General features: G+C 72.0%; 20 protein-coding genes. 7 read left to right on the forward strand and 13 right to left on the reverse strand.

Annotated elements, in window-relative coordinates:
- Positions 1–216: 216 nt before the first annotated feature.
- Together recA and recX are read left to right on the forward strand one after the other, a co-directional pair.
- Positions 217–1353, forward strand: coding sequence for a recombinase RecA (gene recA, locus OG462_RS31645; protein ID WP_406062813.1), 1137 nt, complete (start codon positions 217–219; stop codon positions 1351–1353).
- A gap of 4 nt (positions 1354–1357) precedes the next feature.
- A complete protein-coding gene (recX, locus tag OG462_RS31650) occupies positions 1358–1924 on the forward strand; it encodes a recombination regulator RecX (protein WP_406062815.1) in 567 nt (188 codons plus the stop codon).
- A 120-nt stretch (positions 1925–2044) separates the two neighbouring features.
- Here recX and OG462_RS31655 read toward each other — a convergent pair whose 3' ends face one another.
- From OG462_RS31655 to OG462_RS31690, 8 genes are all read right to left on the reverse strand, one after another.
- Positions 2045–2455 carry a rhodanese-like domain-containing protein gene (locus tag OG462_RS31655; RefSeq protein ID WP_406062817.1) on the reverse strand — a complete coding sequence of 137 codons (411 nt, stop codon included), beginning with the start codon at positions 2453–2455 and terminating at the stop codon, positions 2045–2047.
- Complete coding sequence (locus OG462_RS31660) at positions 2452–2982, reverse strand: cysteine dioxygenase (RefSeq protein ID WP_406066807.1); 531 nt, start codon at positions 2980–2982, stop codon at positions 2452–2454. Before OG462_RS31660 ends, OG462_RS31655 begins: the two co-directional genes overlap by 4 nt.
- Before the next feature lie 130 nt (positions 2983–3112).
- Complete coding sequence (locus tag OG462_RS31665) at positions 3113–3199, reverse strand: putative leader peptide (RefSeq protein ID WP_311605579.1); 87 nt, start codon at positions 3197–3199, stop codon at positions 3113–3115.
- 32 nt (positions 3200–3231) lie between these two features.
- Positions 3232–4980 carry an FAD-dependent monooxygenase gene (locus OG462_RS31670; protein WP_406062819.1) on the reverse strand — a complete coding sequence of 583 codons (1749 nt, stop codon included), beginning with the start codon at positions 4978–4980 and terminating at the stop codon, positions 3232–3234.
- 192 nt (positions 4981–5172) lie between these two features.
- Positions 5173–6063 carry an amino acid ABC transporter permease gene (locus OG462_RS31675; RefSeq protein ID WP_406062821.1) on the reverse strand — a complete coding sequence of 297 codons (891 nt, stop codon included), beginning with the start codon at positions 6061–6063 and terminating at the stop codon, positions 5173–5175.
- Positions 6060–6734, reverse strand: coding sequence for an amino acid ABC transporter permease (locus OG462_RS31680; RefSeq protein ID WP_406062822.1), 675 nt, complete (start codon positions 6732–6734; stop codon positions 6060–6062). The genes OG462_RS31675 and OG462_RS31680 overlap by 4 nt, the downstream gene beginning before the upstream one ends.
- A 119-nt stretch (positions 6735–6853) precedes the next feature.
- Entirely contained in the window at positions 6854–7675 is an 822-nt protein-coding gene (locus OG462_RS31685) for a glutamate ABC transporter substrate-binding protein (RefSeq protein ID WP_406062824.1), read from the reverse strand.
- 54 nt (positions 7676–7729) lie between these two features.
- The gene (locus OG462_RS31690; RefSeq protein ID WP_406062826.1) at positions 7730–8515 is read right to left on the reverse strand and encodes an amino acid ABC transporter ATP-binding protein; all 786 of its coding nucleotides are present in this window, start codon (positions 8513–8515) and stop codon (positions 7730–7732) included.
- A gap of 312 nt (positions 8516–8827) precedes the next feature.
- On the opposite strand from OG462_RS31690, the gene OG462_RS31695 reads away from it, so the two are divergent.
- Both OG462_RS31695 and OG462_RS31700 read left to right on the forward strand, forming a co-directional pair.
- Positions 8828–9541: a response regulator transcription factor gene (locus OG462_RS31695; RefSeq protein WP_406062828.1), complete on the forward strand. Its 714-nt coding sequence runs from the start codon at positions 8828–8830 to the stop codon at positions 9539–9541.
- A gap of 18 nt (positions 9542–9559) precedes the next feature.
- On the forward strand, positions 9560–10996 hold the full coding sequence (locus tag OG462_RS31700; protein ID WP_406062830.1) for an ATP-binding protein: 1437 nt from the start codon (positions 9560–9562) through the stop codon (positions 10994–10996).
- On the opposite strand, the gene OG462_RS31705 is transcribed toward OG462_RS31700, so the two are convergent.
- The 4 genes from OG462_RS31705 to OG462_RS31720 form a co-directional block, all read right to left on the reverse strand.
- Complete coding sequence (locus OG462_RS31705) at positions 10975–11973, reverse strand: TAXI family TRAP transporter solute-binding subunit (RefSeq protein WP_406062832.1); 999 nt, start codon at positions 11971–11973, stop codon at positions 10975–10977. The genes OG462_RS31700 and OG462_RS31705 overlap by 22 nt on opposite strands.
- 197 nt (positions 11974–12170) lie before the next feature.
- Positions 12171–13361 carry an RCC1 domain-containing protein gene (locus tag OG462_RS31710; protein ID WP_406062834.1) on the reverse strand — a complete coding sequence of 397 codons (1191 nt, stop codon included), beginning with the start codon at positions 13359–13361 and terminating at the stop codon, positions 12171–12173.
- 14 nt (positions 13362–13375) lie between these two features.
- On the reverse strand, positions 13376–14536 hold the full coding sequence (locus OG462_RS31715; RefSeq protein ID WP_406062835.1) for an RCC1 domain-containing protein: 1161 nt from the start codon (positions 14534–14536) through the stop codon (positions 13376–13378).
- Between the two features lie 16 nt (positions 14537–14552).
- The gene (locus OG462_RS31720; RefSeq protein WP_406062837.1) at positions 14553–15803 is read right to left on the reverse strand and encodes an RCC1-like domain-containing protein; all 1251 of its coding nucleotides are present in this window, start codon (positions 15801–15803) and stop codon (positions 14553–14555) included.
- 664 nt (positions 15804–16467) lie between these two features.
- Between OG462_RS31720 and OG462_RS31725 the strand changes: the two genes are divergently transcribed.
- The 3 genes from OG462_RS31725 (at position 16468) to OG462_RS31735 (ending at position 19374) form a co-directional block, all read left to right on the forward strand.
- Positions 16468–16953 (forward strand): hypothetical protein, encoded by a 486-nt coding sequence (locus OG462_RS31725; RefSeq protein WP_406062839.1) that lies wholly within the window; start codon positions 16468–16470, stop codon positions 16951–16953.
- 69 nt (positions 16954–17022) lie between these two features.
- On the forward strand, positions 17023–17979 hold the full coding sequence (locus tag OG462_RS31730; protein WP_406062840.1) for a hypothetical protein: 957 nt from the start codon (positions 17023–17025) through the stop codon (positions 17977–17979).
- A gap of 18 nt (positions 17980–17997) precedes the next feature.
- The gene (locus OG462_RS31735) at positions 17998–19374 is read left to right on the forward strand and encodes a hypothetical protein (RefSeq protein ID WP_406062842.1); all 1377 of its coding nucleotides are present in this window, start codon (positions 17998–18000) and stop codon (positions 19372–19374) included.
- Between the two features lie 21 nt (positions 19375–19395).
- Here OG462_RS31735 and OG462_RS31740 read toward each other — a convergent pair whose 3' ends face one another.
- Positions 19396–21045 (reverse strand): glutamate--tRNA ligase, encoded by a 1650-nt coding sequence (locus OG462_RS31740; protein WP_406062843.1) that lies wholly within the window; start codon positions 21043–21045, stop codon positions 19396–19398.
- Positions 21046–21206 lie beyond the last annotated feature (161 nt).

Below are 21206 nucleotides of genomic sequence, written 5' to 3' on the forward strand. Positions count from 1 at the left end.
AGGTGACGGCGCAGGACACTCGGGTCGTTCCGTCGCCCGCGTGGCACGCTTGACAGTGAAATCGAACATCCATTCTCATGGAAGTCCGACCCCTGGAATCCCGGGCTTGTCGCCGAGTTGTCCACAGGCCGGAGGGGACGTCGGGGCCCATTGTCAGTGGCAGGGGTTAGCGTCTTTCACATGAAGCGATCGACTCAAGCAAACCGGGTGGAACCCATGGCAGGAACCGACCGCGAGAAGGCGCTCGACGCCGCGCTCGCACAGATTGAACGCCAATTCGGCAAGGGCGCCGTGATGCGCATGGGTGACCGCGTCCAGGAGCCGATCGAGGTGATCTCCACCGGATCGACCGCCCTCGACATCGCCCTCGGCGTCGGTGGCCTGCCGCGCGGCCGTGTCGTGGAGGTCTACGGGCCGGAGTCCTCCGGTAAGACGACCCTGACCCTGCACGCGGTGGCCAACGCCCAGAAGGCCGGCGGCCAGGTGGCCTTCGTGGACGCCGAGCACGCCCTCGACCCCGAGTACGCCAAGAAGCTCGGCGTCGACATCGACAACCTCATCCTGTCCCAGCCGGACAGTGGTGAGCAGGCCCTCGAGATCGTCGACATGCTGGTCCGCTCCGGCGCCCTCGACCTGATCGTCATCGACTCCGTCGCCGCGCTCGTCCCGCGTGCGGAGATCGAGGGCGAGATGGGTGACTCGCACGTGGGTCTGCAGGCCCGTCTGATGAGCCAGGCGCTCCGGAAGATCACCGGCGCGCTCAACCAGTCCAAGACCACCGCGATCTTCATCAACCAGCTCCGCGAGAAGATCGGCGTGATGTTCGGCTCGCCGGAGACCACGACCGGTGGCCGCGCCCTGAAGTTCTACGCCTCGGTGCGTCTCGACATCCGCCGTATCGAGACCCTCAAGGACGGCACGGACGCGGTCGGCAACCGCACCCGCGTCAAGGTCGTCAAGAACAAGGTCGCGCCCCCCTTCAAGCAGGCCGAGTTCGACATCCTCTACGGCCAGGGCATCAGCCGCGAGGGCGGTCTGATCGACATGGGCGTGGAGCACGGCTTCGTGCGCAAGGCCGGTGCCTGGTACACGTACGAGGGCGACCAGCTCGGCCAGGGCAAGGAGAACGCCCGTAACTTCCTGAAGGACAACCCCGACCTCGCCGACGAGATCGAGAAGAAGATCAAGGACAAGCTGGGCGTCGGTGTCCGGCCCGAGGCCGCCAAGGCCGAAGCGGCGACGGACGCGGCGGCCGGCGCGGACACGGCCGGCGCGGACGACGCCGCCAAGAGCGTCCCGGCACCCGCGAGCAAGACCGCGAAGGCGACCAAGGCCACCGCGGTCAAGAGCTGAACCCGTGACCGGTCGCACCGAATGGCCGGGTGACAGCCCCGACTCGTCGAGGGCCGAGAAGGAGCTGTCACCCCAGGATCCGGCTGAGCGGGCGCGGGCGATCTGTCTGCGCCTGCTCACCGGGACCCCCCGCACGCGCAAGCAGCTCGCCGACGCGCTGCGCAAGCGGGAGATCCCCGACGAGGTGGCCGAGGAGATCCTCTCCCGCTTCGAGGACGTCGGGCTGATCGACGACGCCGCCTTCGCGGGGGCCTGGGTGGAGTCCCGCCATCACGGCCGGGGCCTGGCCCGCCGGGCCCTCGCCCGCGAGCTGCGGACCAAGGGCATCGAGCCGAGCCTCATCCAGGAGGCGGTGGAGCAGCTCGACTCCGACCAGGAGGAGGCCACCGCGCGGGAGCTCGTCGCCCGCAAGCTGCGCGCCACCCGCGGTCTCGACCGCGACCGGCGTCTGAGACGGCTCGCCGGGATGCTCGCCCGCAAGGGCTATCCCGAGGGCATGGCCCTCCGCGTCGTCCGCCAGGCGCTGGAGGCCGAGGGCGAGGACACGGACGGACTCGACGAGTCCTTCTGATCCCCGGGGGAGATCAGAAGGACGCGTCCCGTCCGGGACCTTCTCGGGATGCCGGTCGGTGTTCTCCGGACACGGCGTAGGGAGCCGGGGGCCGGAAGCCGTGAAGCCGGGAGCCGGTCGTCAGCCGGGTGTTGTCGGGAGGAGGACCGGGAGGCCCTCCGCCTTCCAGGCCTGGAAGCCGCCGATCAGGTCGGTCGCGCGGTGCAGGCCAAGGCGGCGCAGGGACTCGGCCGCGAGGGAGGAGGCGTAGCCCTCGTTGCAGAGGACCACCACCAGCAGGTCGTGGCTGTTCGCCTCTGGCGCGCGGTGGCTGCCCCGAGGGTCGAGCCGCCATTCCAGTTCGTTGCGCTCCACCACCAGCGCGCCCGGGATCAGACCGTCCCGTTCGCGCAGGGCCGAGTAGCGCGTGTCCACCAGGAGCGCGTCACCCGCCTCGTACGCCTCGTAGGCGGCCCGGGGTTCGATCCGGTCGAGGCCGGACCTGACCCGCTCCAGGAGTTCGTCGATGCCGACGCGGTCGTTGTCGCTCACTGCCAGTCCTCCGGGCGTTCGACCTGCTCCAGACGGAGTACCGCGCCCGTCCGGCTGAAGCGTCGGATCAGGGGGAGCGGCGGGTAGTAGGCGTGCACCGACACCGCGTGGGTGTCCGGGGACTCGTTGAGCACCTCGTGCACATGGTGGCGGCCGAAGGCACGGCCGCCGCCCTCTCCGAGCCGGCGGGAGCGGTCGAGGCCGTCGGCCAGTTCCAGGGTCTTCCAGCCGCTCGCCGGCAGCCGGACCGCCAGCGCGTTCTCGGTCAGGGCGCCGCGCGCGGTGGCGAAGGCACCCAGCGACTCGGCGTGGTCGTGCCAGCCCGTGCCGGTCCCGGGCGGCCAGCCGATGAGCCAGGCCTCGCTGCCGCCGGGGCCGTCGAGCCGTACCCAGGTGCGGCCCTCGGGGTCGAGCGGCAGGGAGTCGACCAGTTCCCGGTCGGCCGCCGTGCGCCGGACGAAGTCGAGCAGATCGGCTGCCGTCGGGACGCCGGGGGAGGTCGTGGGGGAGCCGGTGGGGGCGTTCAGGGGGCGTGCGGGGGCGGGTTGAGACACGGGTGACCGTCCTGGGTTCGCTGAGAGCGCGCGGCGGCAGCACGGCACACGGACGTACCTGGACGTACGGCGGTGGCGGGGCGCGCGCGGGGAAGGGGCGAGATCAGCAGGACGGGCGACACACGCAGCCCGCGTAGCGGACGAGGTCCATATGGACCCTCCGCCACAGGCGCACATCGGTGTCGGTCACGCTCCGGAGTACACCATGCGCGCCGATGGGAATCAACGCATGTCCGCTGTGCGGTCACTCCCCGTGGACACTCCGGCGGTCGTTCCGGCGGTCATGCCGGCCGTCGGTCCGGCGTTCTTTCCGGTGCCCGTACCGGTTTCCACGGCGGTGCCCGTATCGGCGTCCGTTCCGTCGGTCGGCGAGCCGCCGCGGGCCGCGTCCGCCGCCGCGTACAGCTCCTCGGGGCGGACTCCGGAGAAGGCGGCGACGAGGTGACCGTCGGGCCGTACGAGCAGGACGGCGTGGGCGGGGGCGCCCGGGTAGGCCTCCGTCACCAGGACCTCGGCCTTCGCCGGGAGGGCGGCGACCGCCTCTTCGAGCCGGGGCATCACCCCGGCGCCGCGCCAGTGCCGCCGGTCCCACACCCCGGTGCCGGGGGCGACCAGGAGGACCAGGAGGCGGCCCTGACCGAGCCGGTCCCGGAGCCGTACGGTCGTGCCGTCGGGAGCGGTCACGCGGACGTCCTCGACCGGGGCGCCCTCAGGGGTGCCGACCGGTGCCCGGCCCTCGGTGTACGGAGGTGCGAGGGGGGAGTGGGGGTACGCCGGGGGCGCACCGAGCGGGCCGCGCCCCACATGGCCGTCGGTGAGGAGGGCGTCGTGGCCGCGCGTGGCCCCCGGAAGGTACGTCCGCAGGCCGCCGCCGCCCCGCAGGACCGGCAGTGACTGGTCCGCCCCGCGCAGCCGGTGGGCGACAGCCGCCCGCCGCTCGCTCTGGTAGCTGTCGAGCAGCCGCTCGGAGGCACCGTGGTGCCAGGTGTGGGCGAGCTTCCAGGCGAGGTTGTCGACGTCCCTGAGCCCCTCGTCGAGGCCCTGGGTGCCGACCGCGCCGAGCAGATGGGCCGCGTCCCCGGCGAGGAGGACCCGGTCGACCCGCCAGCGCCGGGCGAGCCGGTGGTGCAGGGTGTGGACGCCGGTGTCGATGAGTTCGTACGGGGGTGTCACCCCGTCACACCAGCCGGCCAGGGTCTCGCGGATCCGGGCGACCAGCGCGTCCGGGGTGACGAGGTCGCCCCGGGGCGGCAGCAGCCAGTCGATCCGCCACACCCCGTCGGGCAGCGGGCGGGCGGCGATCTCGTCGGCGGCGCCGCGCCATGGCGGCTGACGGTGCAACAGGGCCTCGCCTGGCCAGGGGAGTTCGGTGCGGAGCGCGGCGACGGCGTGCCGCTCCACCGCCGTACGGCCGGGGAAGCGGATCCCGAGCAGCTTGCGGACGGTCGAGCGGGCGCCGTCGCAGCCGACGAGGTGGCTGCCGCGCCACCAGGTGCCCGACGGGCCGCGGGTGTGGGCGACGACCCCGTCGCGGTCCTGCTCGATGGTGTCGAGCCGGGCCTCGGTGACGAGCCGGATCAGCTTCTGACGGGCGATGGCATCGCGCAGCCCGCGGGCGAGGGCGTGCTGGGGGATGTGCAGCGGCGCGGCCGGGGCGGAGGGCGCGTCGGGGTCCTCGGACCACTCCTCCGTACCGCCGAGTCCCAGGTCGAGGGTGAGGTGGCGGACCACCTGGCGGCGGCGCATACCGCGCCAGCCGACCCAGCGGACGCCCTCGTCACGGAGGGTGGTGCAGCCGAGCCGCTCGACCATCGCGGCCATGTCGGCGCGCAGCACGACGCTGCGGGCGGGGCGTGGTTCGTCCTTGCCGGAGCCCTCGTCGAGGACGACGCTGGGCACGCCCTGCGCGGCGAGCGCGAGGGAGAGCGCGAGGCCGACCGGCCCCGCGCCCACGATGATCACCGGGTCCACGGCGCGGCTCCTGAAGGCCGGACGGTCATGAGGGCAGCACAGCTGAGTGTGGCACGATCCCGGTGCTTGATCACAGACCGTATGCAACCCACTGAGGGTGCTTGCGTCAAGCGACGGGGTGGGCGCGGTGCGGCCGACCTGAAGTCAGTGCCGCTCCGGCCCACCCCTGTTGTCCCACGGACCCCTTCGGGGTCAGGCGCCGCTGACGGCCTCCGACTTCGCTTCGGTCGCTCCCGCCTGGGCCGGGAGGGTCACCGCGGCGGACTTCTTGCCCTGCCGCAGGCGCTTCTCCAGACGGCTCGCGAACGTGGTCAGGACGAAGTTCAGGGCGATGTAGATCAGCGCGATGACCACGAGCGTGGCGATCGTGTTGGAGCCGTAGTTGGCCGTGATCTGCCGGTTCTGGCTGAGCAGCTCGGCGAAGCCGAGCAGGGCGCCGCCGAGCGCCGTGTCCTTGACGATGACGACGAGCTGGCTGACCAGTGCCGGGAGCATCACGGTCACGGCCTGCGGGAGCAGGACGTACAGCATGGTCTGGCCCTTGCGGAGGCCGAGCGCCACGGCCGCGTCGCCCTGGCCCCGGGGCAGCGAGAGCACGCCGGCGCGGACGACCTCGGCGATCACCGAGGCGTTGTAGAGCACGAGGCCGGTGACGACCGCGTACAGCGGGCGGAAGTCGGAGCTCACGGTCGTGAGCTCCCGGTAGGCCTGGTTGGCGAACATCATCAGGAGCAGCACCGGGATGGCGCGGAAGAACTCCACGACGGCGCCGACGGGCACCCGGACCCAGCGGTGGTCGGAGAGCCGGCCGATGCCGAGGACCGCGCCGAGGGGCAGCGCGATCAGGATGGAGAGCGCGGCGGCCTTGAGGGTCTCCACGAGGCCGGGCAGCAGATACGTCGTCCAGACCTTGGAGTCGGTGACGAACGGACTCCACTTCTCCGCGTCCAGCTGGTTCTTGTCGGCCAGGGCGGCGAGCACCCACCAGGCGACCACGGCGAGGACGGCCAGGAAGCCGATCGTGTAGAGGACGTTGCGCCGCTTCGCGCGCGGGCCGGGGGTGTCGTACAGGACGGAGCTCATCGCTTCACCGCCAGTCGCTTGGCCGCCCAGCCCAGGATGAGGCCGGTGGGGAGGGTGAGAACGATGAAGCCGAAGGCGAAGATGGCGAAGACCGTGAAGAGCGCGTCCGCCTCGTTCTCCATCATCTCCTTCATCAGGAACGCCGCGTCGGCGGCGCCGATCGCGGCCGCCACGGTGGTGTTCTTGGTGAGGGCGATCAGGACGTTGGCGAGCGGGGTCACCGCCGCGCGGAAGGCCTGTGGGAGGACCACCACGGTGAGCACCTGGGTGAAGCTCATGCCCAGCGCGCGGGCCGCCTCGGCCTGACCCGGCGGGACGGTGTTGATGCCCGAGCGCAGTGCCTCGCAGACGAAGGTGCCGGTGTAGGCGACGAGTCCGAGGACGGCGAGCCGGAAGCCGATGCCCTCGGCGCGCTCCCCGCCGAGCGTGATGAGCAGGGTCTGGTTGAGGCCCAGCAGGCACGCGACGAGGACCACCGTCAGCGGAGTGTTCCGGACGATGTTCACGTACGCGGTGCCGAAGGCGCGCATCAACGGGACCGGGCTGACCCGCATGGAGACCAGGGCGGTGCCCCAGATCAGCGAGCCGATGGCGGAGTAGAGGGCGAGCTGCGCCGTCACCCAGAAGGCGCCGAGCAGGTCGTACTGCCCGGAATCAAGAAAGTCGAACACGATGCCCGCGCTCTCCCCTGGTGGTCGGTCGGTGTGAAGGCCGGTGCGTGGGCAGCGGCCGGTGCCGGTGCGACGGCCGCCCCGCACGGGGGCGGCCGTCACGGCCGGAGCGGGTCAGGTCAGTTCTCGACCTTGGGCGCGGGCTCGTTCTTGTAGCCGGAGGGGCCGAAGTGCTGCTTGACGAGCTTGTCCCAGGTGCCGTCGGAGACCATCTTCTCCAGCGCCTTGTTGATCTTGCCGCGCAGCTCGTCGTCGCCCTTCTTGACGCCGATGCCGTACTTCTCGTCGCTCATCCGGAGACCGGCGAGCTTGAACTTGCCCTGGTTGGCCTTCTGCGAGGCGTAGCCCGCGAGGATGGAGTCGTCGGTGGTCAGGGCGTCGACGGCCTTGTTCTCCAGGCCGGTCAGGCACTCGGAGTAGCCGCCGAGCTGCTGGAGGTCGGCCTTGGGGGCGAGCTTCTCCTTGACGTTCTGCGCGGAGGTCGAGCCGGTGACCGAGCAGAGCTTCTTGGAGTTGAGGTCGTCGACCTTGGTGATCGAGCTGTCGTCGGCGCGTACGAGCAGGTCCTGGTGGGCCAGGAAGTACGGACCGGCGAAGTCGACCTCCTTCTTGCGCTTGTCGTTGATCGAGTAGCTGGCGACGACGAACTTCACGTCGCCGTTCTTGATCAGGTTCTCGCGCTCGGCGCTGGGCGCCTGCTTGAAGTTGATCTTGTCCGCGGCGTAGCCGAGCTCCTTGGCCACGTAGCGGGCGACGTCCACGTCGAAGCCGGCGTACGTGCCGTCCGGGGTCTTCAGGCCCAGGCCGGGCTGGTCGAACTTGATGCCGACGGTGATCTTGTCACCGTTGCTGCCCGAGTCGGAGCCGCCGCCGCAGGCGGTGGCGGTCAGGGCGAGGACGACGGCGGCCGCGGCGGCGGCAGGGGTGCGACGAAGCTTCATCGAGGAATGTCCCTTGGTCTAGAAGTGAGTTGGGAAGAATAGGCCCGAACTCGCTCAGTGGTGAAGGATCTTGGAGAGGAAGTCCTTCGCCCGGTCGCTGCGCGGGTTGCTGAAGAACTCCTCGGGCGTCGCCTGCTCGACGATGCGACCGTCCGCCATGAAGACGACCCGGTTGGCGGCGGAGCGCGCGAAGCCCATCTCGTGGGTCACGACCACCATCGTCATGCCGTCCCGTGCCAGTTGCTGCATGACCTCGAGGACCTCGTTGATCATCTCGGGGTCGAGCGCGGAGGTCGGCTCGTCGAACAGCATGACCTTCGGGCCCATCGCGAGCGCGCGGGCGATCGCCACGCGCTGCTGCTGGCCGCCGGAGAGCTGCGCCGGGTACTTGTCCGCCTGCGTGCCCACCCCGACCCGGTCGAGCAGGGCGCGGGCCTTGGTCTCGGCGGCCTTCTTCTCCGTCTTCCGGACCTTGATCTGGCCCAGCATCACGTTCTCGAGCACCGTCTTGTGCGCGAAGAGGTTGAACGACTGGAAGACCATGCCAACGTCGGAACGCAGCCTGGCGAGCTCCCTGCCCTCCGACGGCAACGGCTTGCCGTCGATGGTGATGGTGCCGGAGTCGACGCTCTCCAGCCGGTTGATCGTGCGGCACAGCGTCGACTTGCCGGACCCGGAGGGTCCGATGACGACCACGACCTCGCCGCGGCTGATCGTCAGATCGATGTCCTGGAGGACATGCAGTGCGCCGAAGTGCTTGTTCACGCCGGACAGTACGACCAGGTCGTCCGTGGCGCGCGGGGTGTCCTCGAGATCCTTGGACACTGACTCTCCGCTCATCGGGCTCTAGCTCCGTCCTCCTCGGTTGGGGAGGACACTAGAGACCCGATGTGATGACCGTCATCACATCTGAGCGGAAATTGAGGATAACGATCCGGCCGCAACCGGACACAGTGTGTGAACGGGACACCCCGGGCCGTACCGGCTGCATAACGGAAACGCTGCCGTCACAGGGGGACACTTGACTGTGACCCCGATCATCGGTGTTCATGCCTTGGTACCACCTGGTACACAGAGAGCCGCTACCGGCACGTCGCCACGGCACGTCGCCACGGCACATCACCACGGAACATCGCCACGGAGGAGGTACGTATGCGACTGCTGCTCGTCGAGGACGACGATCATGTCGCCGCCGCCCTCTCCGCGATCCTCGCGAAGCACGGCTTCACGGTGACCCACGCCCGCAACGGCGAGGAGGCGCTCCAGGCCGTCCTGCCCACCGCGCAGGGCGAGCGCCCCTCCTACGGGGTGATCCTGCTCGACCTCGGCCTGCCCGACCAGGACGGCTACCAGGTCTGCGGCCGCATCCGGAAGCTCACCACCACCCCGGTGATCATGGTGACCGCGCGCGGCGACGTACGCTCCCGGATCCACGGACTCAACCTCGGCGCCGACGACTACGTCGTCAAGCCCTACGACCCCGGCGAGCTCCTCGCCCGCATCCACGCCGTCAGCCGGCGCAACGCGGGAACCGAGGAGACGGCGGGCGGCGGCACGGCCACCGACGGAACCCAGCTGCGGCTCGGCGCCGTCACCATCGAGCTGCCCACCCGCCGGGTCAGCGTCGACGGCGAGAGCGTGCCCCTCACCCGCAAGGAGTTCGACCTGCTCGCCCTCCTCGCCCAGCGCCCCGGAGTCGTCTTCCGCCGCGAACAGATCATCAGCGAGGTCTGGCGCACCAGTTGGGAGGGGACCGGCCGCACCCTGGAGGTGCACGTCGCCTCCCTGCGCTCCAAACTGCGGATGCCCGCCCTGATCGAGACCGTGCGGGGCGTCGGCTACCGCCTGGTCGCCCCCGCCGCGTAACCGCCGGACGGCCCCTTCGTGCGCACCCGCCTGCTTCCGCTGCTCATCGTGCTGATGGCCGGCGTCCTGCTCGCCCTCGGCTTCCCGCTCGCCGCCAGCCTCGCCGCCTCCGAACAGCAGCGGGTCGTCGTCGACCGGCTCGACGACGCCGCGCGCTTCGCCGCGCTCGCCCAGTTCGTCAGCGAGACGAGCCCCGGAACCGACGAGCGGCGCACCACCCTCGGCGGCGAACTCGCCAGCTACCACGACGTGTACGGCATCCGGGCCGGCATCTTCTACCGCGACAACCGGTCCATGGCCGCCGCCCCCGAGGACTGGGTCGTCCCGTACGACGGGGAGGGGCGCCGCGCCTTCAGCGAGGCGCTGCTCGGTCGCCGCAGCCACGATCCGCCCCAGGTGTGGCCCTGGCAGGCCCACGCGCGGCTCATCATCGCCTCACCGGTCGTCCGCGACGGCGACGTCGTCGCGGTCGTCGTCACCGACTCGCCCACCGGGCAGCTCCGGCTCCGCATCCTGCGCGGCTGGCTGCTGATCTTCGCGGGCGAGTCCCTGGCCATGCTGGTCGCCGTCGGTGCCGCGTTCCGGCTCACCGGCTGGGTCCTGCGGCCCGTACGCGTCCTCGACTCCGTCACCCACGACATCGCGACGGGGCGCATGAACTCACGCGTCGCCGCGACCGGCGGACCGCCCGAACTGCGGCGCCTCGCGCTCTCGTTCAACGAGATGGCCGACAACGTCGAGGAGGCGCTCGAACAGCAGCGGGCGTTCGTCGCCGACGCCTCCCACCAGCTGCGCAATCCGCTGGCCGCGCTGCTCCTGCGGATCGAGCTCCTCGCCATGGAGCTCCCCGAGGGCAACGAGGAGATCGCCTCCGTACGGACCGAGGGCAGGCGCCTCTCGCAGGTCCTCGACGACCTCCTCGACCTGGCGCTCGCCGAGCACACGGCGGCCGAGCTGCGGCTCACCGACGTCGGGGCGCTCACCGCCGAGCGGGTCGCGTCCTGGCGGCCGGTCGCCGACGACAAGGGCGTCGCGCTGACCGGGGAGTGCGCGGCGGTCACCGCCTGGGCGGACCCGGTGGCGCTCTCCAGCGCGCTCGACGCGGTGATCGACAACGCGCTGAAATTCACCCCGGCCGGGGAGGAGGTCACCGTCACGGCCAAGGCCCTGCCCGGCGGGGAGAGCGTCGCCGTCGTCGTCGCCGACCACGGGCCCGGCCTCACCGACGAGGAGCTGGGACGGGTCGGCGACCGCTTCTGGCGCTCGGGCCGGCACCAGAACGTCAAGGGATCGGGCCTCGGCCTCTCGATCACCCGCGTCCTGCTCACGGCGGGCGGCGGCGGCATCGCGTTCGTCCCGAACGAGCCCCACGGACTGCGGGTGACGGTCACCGTGCCCCGGAACCGTCCGACGGCGAAGCGCGACCGGGAAGGTCAGGGCTTCACCGAGCGGTAGTAGCGGCGGGCGCCGTCGTGGAGGGTCAGGGGTTCGGTGTAGACGGCGGTCCGCAGGTCCACCAGCTGGGCCGGGTGGACCTGGCTGCCGATCCGGTCCCGGCTCCTGATCACCGTCCGCGTGAATCCCTCCACCAGGTCGGCGTCGGCCTCCACCGTGGTGACCAGGAGGTTCGCCACGGCCAGGGTCTCTATGGGCCGGCCGTCCTGCGCCTTGGCGTACGAGTCGGCCGGGATCACCGCCGACCGGTAGTGGCGGGTCGACTCGCCGACGTCGTGGAGCCGGTCGACGAGCGGCGCGTCCAGGGGGAGCAGCCGGATCGCGAAGCGCTCGGACAGCTCCTGCACCGCCTGGGTGGGAAGCCCGCCCGACCAGAAGAAGGCGTCGAGCTCGCCCCGCTCCAGGAGCCCGGGCATCGTGTCGATGCCCGCCGAGACCGGCACGACGTCGCGGTCGGGGGTGAGGCCCGCCGCCGCGAGGACCCGGTCGGCGATCAGCCGTACGCCGGAGCCGTCCTGGCCGACGCCGACCTTGAGGCCGCGCAGGTCCCGCACCTTCTGCAGCGTGGAGCCCTTGCGCACGACGAGCTGTACGTAGTCGTCGTAGAGGCGGGCGCAGCCGCGCAGCCGCTCGAAGCCGGGCCTGCGCTCCCGCTGGTACTGGGCCACCGCGTCGGCCGTCGCGACGGTGAAGTCGGCCTCGCCCGAGGCCACCCGGGCAAGGTTCTGCTGGGAGCCCTCACTGTCCTTGAGCGTTATCGAGACCTCGGGCAGGTCCTGCGCGAGGGCCTGCTTGAGCAGCTTCCCGTAGCGCTGGTAGACGCCGGTGGGGACTCCCGTACTGAACGTGACGGAGCCGCTCGGGACGGGGGATCCGAAGGGCATCAGCCACCACACCAGCACCCCGCACACCGCGAGCAGCGCGGCCGCGCCCGCCAGGACACGGCGGCGGGCGGCACGGGAGAGGGAGGCGAACATGCCGCGATCCTGCCAGGCCACCGGCGTGTCTGGCCAGGATCGGTTGCGTGAGGGGGCCGGGGGTGGGGCCTCGCACGGACCCGGCGAGAGGTCCGTGCGAGGCGGGTACGAAGCCCGAGCGAGGCCGGCGTGAGCCCGTGTCGGGCGCTGGGGCCGGCCGCGCGGGCCCGGCGAGAGGTCCGCGCGGCCGTGCCGGGTCAGTAGGCGAACGCGGATTTGCCCGTCACGGTCGTGGCGACGTGAGTGATGCCACTGCCCGGCGGCAGCGCCGTCACCGTCGAGGTCCCGGTCGTCCCGGTCGTGGAGCCGTCGCCGAGCTGGGCGGCCGCGTTGGCGCCCCAGCCGATCACCGAGCCGTCGTCCAGCGCGGCCACGGTGAAGTCGGCGCCGCCCGCGATGCTCTGGATGCCCTTGAGCGTGTCCAGTACGACCGGGGTGGTGCGGTTGGCGTTCGTGCCGTCACCGAGCTGCCGGTCGGTGTTCTTGCCCCAGCCGGCCAGGCTGCCGTCGTCGAGCACGGCGAAGCCGGACGCGGAGGTGGCGAAGATCCTGGCCACGGCGTCGAGGTAGGCGACGTCCACCGGCTTGTTGCTGTCGGTGGTGGCGTCGTTGCCGAGCTGGCCCTCGGCGCCCTTGCCCCAGGCCTTGACGGTGCCGTCGGCGGTGAGCGCGAGGACGTGGTCGCAGCCCACGGCGACGGACTGGACGTCGATCAGGTCGGGGACCTTCTGCGGGGTCTCGCGGGTCGTGTTGTTGCCGGTGCCCAGGCGCCCGTTGTCGCCCTTGCCCCAGGTCCAGACCGTGCCGTCCTGCCGGAGTGCCACGCTGAAGTCGCAGCCCGCGCCGACGTCCTTCACCTTGTCCAGGCTCTGTACGGGGATCGGGGTCCTGTACGGGGTTGTGGTGTCCTGGCCGGTGCCCAGCTGCTTCGAGGCGTTGCTGCCCCAGGCGAGGACCCGGCCGCCCTTGACGGCGAGGGCGTGGTTGAGGCCTGCGGAGACCTCGCTCACGCCGGAGAGACCGGCGACGGTGGCGGGGAAGGGCTGGGCGACGAGGGTGCCGTTGCCGAGCTGGCCGGTGGCGTTGGAGCCCCAGCTCTTGACCGTGCCGTCCTTGAGGAGGGCGACGGCGAAGGGGTTGGCGGCCGCGGCGGCGCCGCCACCGCCGCCGGAGAGCTCGCGGACGTCGTCGCGGGTGATGCCGGTGACGGCGGCGGGGGTCTGCTGGGCGAGGACGCTGCCGTTGCCGAGCTGGCCCTGGGCGTTCTCGCCCCAGGCGCGGACCCAGGGGTCGGTGCCGGCGGCGGCGTGGGCGGAGAGGCACGGGGCGGCGAGGGCGGTGGCCGCTGTGACAACGGCGAGCAGGGTGATGCGCTTGCTGTGGTGCATGGGGACCTTTCGGGTCAGTAGGCGTAGCTCGACTTGCCGGTGGGGGGAGTCGAGACGCGGGTCGCGCCGCTGCCTGCGGGCAGTGCGGTGACCGGGGTGGGGGAGTCGGTGGTGGCGGCGTCGCCGAGCTGGCCGGCCGAGTTATCGCCCCAGGCAAGGGCGGAGCCGTCGGAGCGGGCGGCGACGGTGTGCCCCCAGCCGCCGGCCATGTCGGTGACCTCGTCCAGACCGGGTACGGGGACCGGGGTGGTGCGGGAGGTGGTGGAGCCGTCGCCGAGCTGGCCGCGGCCGTTCCAGCCCCAGGCACGGACCGAGCCGTCGCCGAGCACGGCGAAGCTGTGGAAGCCGCAGCCGTAGATCCGGGCCACGCCGTCGAGATGGTGCACCTCGACCGGTGAGGGCGCACCCTGCTGGCTGTCGTTGCCCAGTTGGCCGTTGATGTTGTAGCCCCAGGCCCGCACGGTGCCGTCGGCGAGCCGGGCGAGCACGTGGTTGCAGCCGGTCGCGATCTCGACGACGTCCGTGAGGCCGGGGACTCGTTGCGGGGTGTTCCGGTCGGTGGTGTCGCCGAGGCCGAGCTGGCCGCTGTGGGCGCGGCCCCACGTCCAGACGGTGCCGTCCTCCCGGAGGGCGACGGCGTGTTGGCAGCCGGCGACGACGTCCTTCACCTTGTTCAGGCTCTGGACCCGCACGGGTCGCATGGCCGACGTGGTGCCGCCGTCGCCGAGCTGGCCGTAGGTGTTGTCGCCCCAGGCGAGGACCCGCCCGCCGCGGACGGCATAGGCGGCCTGGAAGCCGGCGGCGACCTCGGTGACTCCGGAGAGTCCGGCCACGGCGGCGGGGAACGGCCGGTTCACGGTGGTGCCGTCGCCGAGCTGGCCCGCGAGGTTCCCGCCCCAGGACTGGACCGTGCCGTCGGTGAGGAGCGCCACGGCGAAGGCGTTGTTGCTGTTGTTTCCACCGCCGGAGAGCTCGCGCACGGAGGCGCGGGCGAGGCCCCGGACGGCCGCCGGGGTCTGCTGGTCGGCCGTGGTGCCGTTGCCGAGCTGGCCGCCCGGGTTCGCGCCCCAGGCCCGCACCCACGGGTCCCGGGGCTCGGCGTGGGCGGGGGAGACGGCGAGGGCGAGGAGCGCGAGGGTGGCGGCGGCGAAGCCGCGCACGTATGCGTACGTCATGGGAGCACGCCCCCGCTCAGTACGCGTACGTCGTGTTGCCGCCCAGGGAGACGGCCACATTCTTGATCGCCGAGCCCTCGTTGAGGATCTTCACCGACTCGTAGCGCGGGACGGTGGTGCCGTTGCCGAGCTGGCCCTCGCCGTTGTGGCCCCACGTGAAGACGTCGTCCGCCGTGACGGCGACGCCGTGCCGGGCACCCGCCGCGAGGTGCTGGACGCCCTCCAGGCGCGGGATCTCGACGGGGGCGGTGCGGTTGGTGCGGGAGACGTTGGAGTCGAACGCCTCGTCGGACTCCAGAAGCTGGCCGTACTGGTTGTTGCCCCAGCCCCAGACGTGGCTGTCGCTGGTCTTGACGTAGTTGTGGTGGGCGCCTGCCTCGATGTCGGAGACGCCTTCGATCCAGTCGACGTCGACGGGGAGGGTGGAGGACTTGGTGGAGGAGTTGCCGAGCTGGCCGTAGAGGTTGTAGCCCCAGGACTTGACCGTGTCGTCGGCGGTCAGCGCGAGGGCGTGGTGGCAGCCGGCGTCGACCTCCACGATGTTCTCCAGGCCCTGCACCTGCCGGGGTACGGAGCTGGTGGCGCGGTTGCCGGTGCCGAGCTGGCCGTGGATGCCGCGGCCCCAGGCGTACACCTTGCCGTTCTCCAGGAGGGCGAGGCTGAAGTCGCAGCCGGCCGAGATCTGCTTGACCTTGGGCATGCCCTGGACACGGTCGGGGACCGTACGGCTGTCGCCGGTGCGGTTGTTGCCGAGCTGGCCGTAGGCGTTGTCGCCCCAGGAGTAGACCTGGCCGGAGGTGTCGAGGGCGAGGGCGTGCTGTCCGCCCGCGGCGATGTCCTTGATGTTGTTCAGGCGGGGGACGGTGGTGGGCACGGTCTGGTTGGTGTTGCCGCCGTTGCCCAGCTGGCCGGAGGAGTTGTGGCCCCAGGACTTCACCGTCTTGTCGGTTCGGGCCAGGGCGAAGGAGTCGGCGGACGAGGTGCCGCCGGCCGAGACCTGGTCGACGTCGCCGCGGAACAGGCTGGTGACCGAGGACGGGCTGAGGCTGTCGGACAGGGTGCCGTTGCCGAGCTGGCCGGTGCGGCCCGCGCCCCAGCTCAGCACGGTCGGATTGCCCTCGTTGGCGGTCGCCGCCGGGGCCAGGGCGGGTACGGCGGCGAGTGCGGCGGCGGCCGTGAGGACGGCGGCGAACGCTCGGCCGCGCGTCGGGAAGGACCGGGGGTCGCGCAGGGGTGTGCGCGCGGGACTGCGTCGTGAACGGGACATGGCTCTGCTCTCCTTCGACGGGGACATACGGGAGCGCGGCGTCCGGCCGGTGGCGTCCGCGGGGGAGCGCGGAGGCGTGCACGGGCCGGTCGCGGGTCATGCGAACACGTCGTGCCGGGCCCTTGGGCATGGGGCGCCCACGGCCGGGTGCGGCGGCCGGGACGGGCCGCCGGGCACATCAGCAGACTGTCCGAGAATGATCACCGCGGCGAGCCGGAAGCGCTGAAACACCCGTTTGTCGGACGTCCGTTCGGGGTGCCGCTCCGGGGGCGCACTCACCCCCGGAGCGAGCCCCGGAGGCGGCGGCGGAGGGCGCCCGGGCGGGCCCGCCGAACGGCGGCGGCCGGGGGAGTGAGGACCCCCGCCGCGCATGGCCGCCCGCCCTCTCGCGCCCGTGCCGGATTCCACGCCCACGGGTGTACGGGAAGACCCGCGGCCCGCCCCGCGAGGCCCCCGCCGCGGCCGGTCCCGGCGGCCCCCAGTGCGCTCCGCCGAAGTGGTGAGCGACCCCCGGGGAGTGCGCCGCGCCGTGTGTCCTGCCGGAGTGCCGGGGCCCCGGCGGCTAGCGTCGGGATGCGCTCGGTGATCTTGAGGACAGTCCCCTGTCCGCCCCTGGCGTCCCCCGCCGAGCCCACCAAGTCACCCCTGTCCCAAGGGAGTTCCCATGCCCACGCTGAAGGCATCGGCGCGTCGTGCGCTGACCGTCGCCGTCCTCGCCGCCGCTCTCGCCCTGCCCCTGGCCCCCACCGCGTACGCCGAGGAGTGCAAGCCCGAGGACCAGGCCTGCCTGGACAAGGAGGCAAACGCCAAGGAGGCCAAGGAGATCGAGGAGCAACAGAAGAAGACCCAGGAGGCAGCCGGCCAGGCCGACAAGGACATCAAGGCGGCCGGGGAGAAGCTCAAAGAGTGCCCGCCCGGCTCGTCCTCCTGCATGAGCAAGCTGACCGGCGGCAAGGGCGCCGCCGAGGAGAAGGGCCTCGAGGACATGACCGAGACCATCTCCTCGAACGAGCCCGAGCCGGGCAACAACGCGGCCCAGGCCGTGACCTCGACCTGCGAGTCCTTCCCCGGCTCGCTGCCGCAGGGGTCCACCGACCCGGGACAGTCCCCCTTCCCGGTCGACCAGCTCTGCAGCCTCCTCGGCGGCTGAGCCGGTCCCCGCGCACGTCCCCTGCTCCTTTCTCTCCTCCTCCCCTCCGTCCCGAAGGGATTCCCCGTCATGCCCGCGTGCCATCGCCGCGCCGCCCTGCTGCCCGCCCTCTCCGTCCTCCTCGGTCTCGCCGCCGCAGCGCTCGCGCCGCCAGCCGGTGCCGCCGCCCAGGAGGGGCCGGGCGAGACCCCCGTACCCCGCGCCCTCACCGCCGACGGACGCCCGGCCAAGGTCGCCGACGTCCTGAAGCACTGCGGCACCAAGCGCAACGCCTGCACCTTCGCCATCGACCGCAAACTGGGCCGTGAGTACGTCACCGCCGTGAAGTCGCTCGGCAACGCGGTGATCAACTGCACCCAGAGCGACATGGCCGTCGAGCGGACCGTCACCCTGAAGACCGGCACCACCGACAACATCGGCGGCGAGATCTCCGGGCAGATCACCGCCGAAGGCACGGTCAGTGCCACCGGCTCGGTCACTACCAACCTCACCGGCGAGGTCTCCAGCGAGAACAAGACGCCCGACCTCGACAAGGGCCCCACATCGGCGAACACCGCCAAGACCTCGGTCGCCGGCGGCGCCACGGCCTCGGGTTCGCTGAGCGCGCGCCTCGCCTTCGAGGCCGCCTTCAAGGCCACGTACTCCAAGTCGTGGACGGTCGAGAACACCGAGGAGACCGTCTACAAGACCACCGTCAAGCCGCACGACATGCTCGTCTTCGGTGCGAGCGCCGCCATGCGGCGCGTGGTCGGCAGCCTCGTCGCCGACACAGGGCAACGGATCATCGGCATCGCCGTGGACAGCCCGTCGATGGTCACCAGCAGTACGTTCATCGCCCAGACGTACGCCGCGTCCGCCGGCGTCTGCGGCGGCACGCGGCCCACCGGAAACACCGCCCCCACCCCGGCTCCCGATCCCGGTCGTGCGCTCGCCCCGGCTCCCGTCGCCGAGGTCCCCGCCGCGCGGGCTGTGCCCCCGGGCGCCGAGCCGAAGCGCGTCGTCGTCCTGCCCGCCGACGCTTCCTGACCCGGGAGGAGAACCACCGTGAACCGCACCACGCTCCCGGCCCTCGCCGTCCTCGGCGCCGCCGGGCTTCTGCTCCCCCTCGCCCCCCACTCCACCGCGGCCCCGGCCGCGCAGTCCGTCCCCGTCCTCAACGGCGACTTCGCCGACCCGGTCATGAGGGGCGACGGCCCCACCACCGTCGGCCTCGATTCCTGGACCGGCCTCAACCAGCGCTATTCACCCACCGCTTCGGGCCGCACCGACGCCTCCCACGGCGTCGCCCTCCAGAAGGACGGCAACACCCTCCAGCAGCGGCTGCGCGGCGTCCGCGCCGGAGCCAAGGTCACCGTGAGCTACGAGGACAGCCCCGCCGTCTCCAAGGAGTGCACCGGCGAGCAGGTCGGCGGCGGCCAGCCGTACGCCGTCACCGGTTCCGGTGGCCCGGTGCAGGAGGTCACCACCGCCGGCGACCCCGACCGGGTGAAGGGCACGCCCGGCAAGGGGCGTTGGACCGGTCGTGCCTACGTCTTCACCGCGAGCGAGAACGAGCCGCTGCTCACCTTCACCTCGCGGGTCACCGACTCCCGTACCCATGTGACCTGTTCGCCGATGATCGCCCGCATCCGCGCGGTCGAGGTGCCCCCGGACCTCGACAAGACGGTGAACAAGACCGCGCTCGGGACCTCGGAGGCGTACAAGGGCAACGACCGCGAGAGCACCCTCCACAACGCGGCCGCCGCCTGCAACGGCGAGAACGCCTGCACCTTCCGGCCGGACACCCGCATGTCCTTCCGCTACTACGACCGGGCGCGGGTCGTCGGCGAGGCCTTCGTCAACTGCACCCGCAACCCGCTGGAGCACACCCGCCTCCTCTCGTACGCCGAGCGCGGGCACGACAGCATCTCCCAGACCTACGCCGACGCGAACCTGGCGCTCAACGAGGTGGCCAGACTGCCCACTTCGGGCGTACGCGAGGAGGACGAGAAGCGCGTCAAGGAGCGGCCCATGGCCACCCAGTTCGCCCTCGCCTACGAGAAGGGCTGGCAGCGGCCCTGGCAGTGGTTCAGCAGCGACCAGCGGACCATCGTGGAGAAGATCCAGCCCGGCGAGGTGAGTTGGGTCGAGATGCAGCCGAGCCGCGAGCGGGTCGAGGGCTGGTTCGTCGGCAAGAAGGACGACTACCGGCTGCACGCCGTCATCGACGGGCCCTCGCGGGCCGTGCCCGACCGGCTGCTCCAGCGGACCGGGCCGATGTCGGAGGCCGAGAAGCAGCGCTGCGCGGCCGCCCGGCCCATGACCACCACCCCGGTGGGCGCGGACGCGCCCGCGAGCTCCAGCGACAAGGGCCTCCTCAAGATCCCGGCGCCGACGGCTCCGGGAGTGCGGTCCCCGGAGCGGAGCCTGCCGCTGGACTGACCGACGTCGCCGCGCGCCGCCTCACCCCGCCACCGCGGTGAGGCGGCGCAGCACTTCCTCCGCGCCCAGCGCGCGGGCCACCGCGAACAGGTCGGGGCTGCGGGTGGCGCCCGTGAGCGCGACCCGGACCACGTTCGCGACCTCCCTCGGCGGTCCCGCCCAGCGCTCCGGGTCCCGGCGCCAGGAGGCCGTGTCCGGTGCGTAGCCGTGCCGTCGGGCCAGCTCCCGGAGCTCTCCGTACCACTCCTCCGGCGTGGCGGCCTCGCCCCCCTCGCGGGCGAACTCGGCGGCGATCCGGCGTACGAGGCCGGAGTCCAGGCCGCCGTAGCGGTCGTCGTCGGCGGCCGGCGCCGGGCCGAAGAGCTCCGCGAAGAAGAAGCCGTAGCGGTCGCGGAAGCAGGACCAGCGGTCCAGGTCCTTCCGGGCGGGCGCGCCCTCCGGCCGGCCCGCCGCCACGGCCGCCAGGGCGAGCTCCTTGCGCGAGGCGAGGACGGACGCGAGCTCCGGGTCGTACTCCTCCGCCCAGGCGAGGAGCTGCCCGTAGAGCTCGTCGGGGGTGAGTGAGGCGATGAACTCCCGGCTCAGGGAGTGCAGTTTGGGCAGATCGAGCAGCGGTCCCGAAGAGCGCATGCCGTCGAGCCGGACGGGGGCGGCGAGCGCCTCGGCCGTGGGGACGTCCATGAGCCGGATGTTGGCGAGACCGCGCAGATAGTGCTGGACGGCGGCCGGCGGATACCCGGCGGCCAGGTAGTAGTCCACCGACGCCTCGGGGTCCTTGCGCTTGCTGAGCTTGCGGCGCGAGGGGCCCTCGGCCTTCATCAGCGGCGCGAGATGCGCGTACGTGGGCGGCTCGAAGCCGAGCGCCGTGTGCAGCTGGAGATGGACCGGGGTCGAGGACAGCCACTCCTCGCCGCGCACCACGAGCGACACCCGCATCAGACGGTCGTCCACGACATGCGCGAAGTGGTAGGTCGGCAGGGGAAGTTCCTCCTGCGAGGACTTGAGCAGCACGATGTCGTTGCCGTTGTCCTGCATGGTGACGGAGGCGCGGATCCGGTCCGTGAAGCGGACCCGGCCGGGGAACTCGTACGGGCAGCGGAACCGCACGACGTAGGGTTCACCGGCCGCCAGCCGCCGCGCCGCCGACTCCGGCGCCAGCGTGCGGCAGGGCGCCCACCGGCCGTAGTAGCCGAGCGGGGAACGGCCCGCGCGCTGCTCCTCCGCGCTCCGGGCCAGCCGGTCCTTGTCGCAGAAGCAGGGGTACGCACGGTCCCGCCGCAGCAGTTCGCGCACATGGCTGAGGTAGACGTCCCGGCGCTCCGACTGGAGGTACGGGCCCCACTCCCCGTCCCCGGCGACCCCGCCCTCGTCGGGGGCGAGCCCGAAGGCCCCGAGGAGTCGGGCGAACTCCTCGGCGGCACCTGCCACTTGGCGTGAGCGGTCGGTGTCCTCGACGCGCAGCACATGCACCCCACCCGACTGGTGGGCCAGGGCACGTGCCACGGCCGCCGTGTACAGGCCGCCGATGTGCAGATGTCCGGTGGGGCTGGGTGCGAAGCGCGTCACCTCGGCACCCGCCGGCAGGGCGCGCGGCCGGAACCGCCGCTCCCAGTCGGCCGGTTCCGGGAGATCGGGCGGGAACATCGCGTTGATGACGGACAGGTCGAGCACGGTGGACTCCCTCCTGGGGTTCCTCGATCCATCCACCGTAGGCCGGTGACCGGCCGATTCGAGAGGAGCGAGGGCGCGAGGCTGCGGGACTCCGAACCCTCTTCGGCGTTGTGTGCTGCGAGCGCCCTGCACGGTCAGTAGCGTCCCCAGGACCGTTCCGT

The organism is Streptomyces sp. NBC_01077 (assembly GCF_045162855.1).
Lineage (GTDB): Bacteria > Actinomycetota > Actinomycetes > Streptomycetales > Streptomycetaceae > Streptomyces.

Excerpts from the sequence above, each read along its gene's own strand:
- recA (WP_406062813.1), top strand. The coding sequence starts at position 217 with ATGGCAGGAACCGACCGCGAGAAGGCGCTCGACGCCGCGCTCGCACAG.
- OG462_RS31675 (WP_406062821.1), bottom strand. The coding sequence starts at position 6,063 with ATGAGCTCCGTCCTGTACGACACCCCCGGCCCGCGCGCGAAGCGGCGC.
- OG462_RS31685 (WP_406062824.1), bottom strand. The coding sequence starts at position 7,675 with ATGAAGCTTCGTCGCACCCCTGCCGCCGCCGCGGCCGCCGTCGTCCTC.
- OG462_RS31690 (WP_406062826.1), bottom strand. The coding sequence starts at position 8,515 with ATGAGCGGAGAGTCAGTGTCCAAGGATCTCGAGGACACCCCGCGCGCC.
- OG462_RS31695 (WP_406062828.1), top strand. The coding sequence starts at position 8,828 with ATGCGACTGCTGCTCGTCGAGGACGACGATCATGTCGCCGCCGCCCTC.
- OG462_RS31705 (WP_406062832.1), bottom strand. The coding sequence starts at position 11,973 with ATGTTCGCCTCCCTCTCCCGTGCCGCCCGCCGCCGTGTCCTGGCGGGC.
- OG462_RS31710 (WP_406062834.1), bottom strand. The coding sequence starts at position 13,361 with ATGCACCACAGCAAGCGCATCACCCTGCTCGCCGTTGTCACAGCGGCC.
- OG462_RS31715 (WP_406062835.1), bottom strand. The coding sequence starts at position 14,536 with ATGACGTACGCATACGTGCGCGGCTTCGCCGCCGCCACCCTCGCGCTC.
- OG462_RS31720 (WP_406062837.1), bottom strand. The coding sequence starts at position 15,803 with ATGTCCCGTTCACGACGCAGTCCCGCGCGCACACCCCTGCGCGACCCC.
- OG462_RS31725 (WP_406062839.1), top strand. The coding sequence starts at position 16,468 with ATGCCCACGCTGAAGGCATCGGCGCGTCGTGCGCTGACCGTCGCCGTC.
- OG462_RS31730 (WP_406062840.1), top strand. The coding sequence starts at position 17,023 with ATGCCCGCGTGCCATCGCCGCGCCGCCCTGCTGCCCGCCCTCTCCGTC.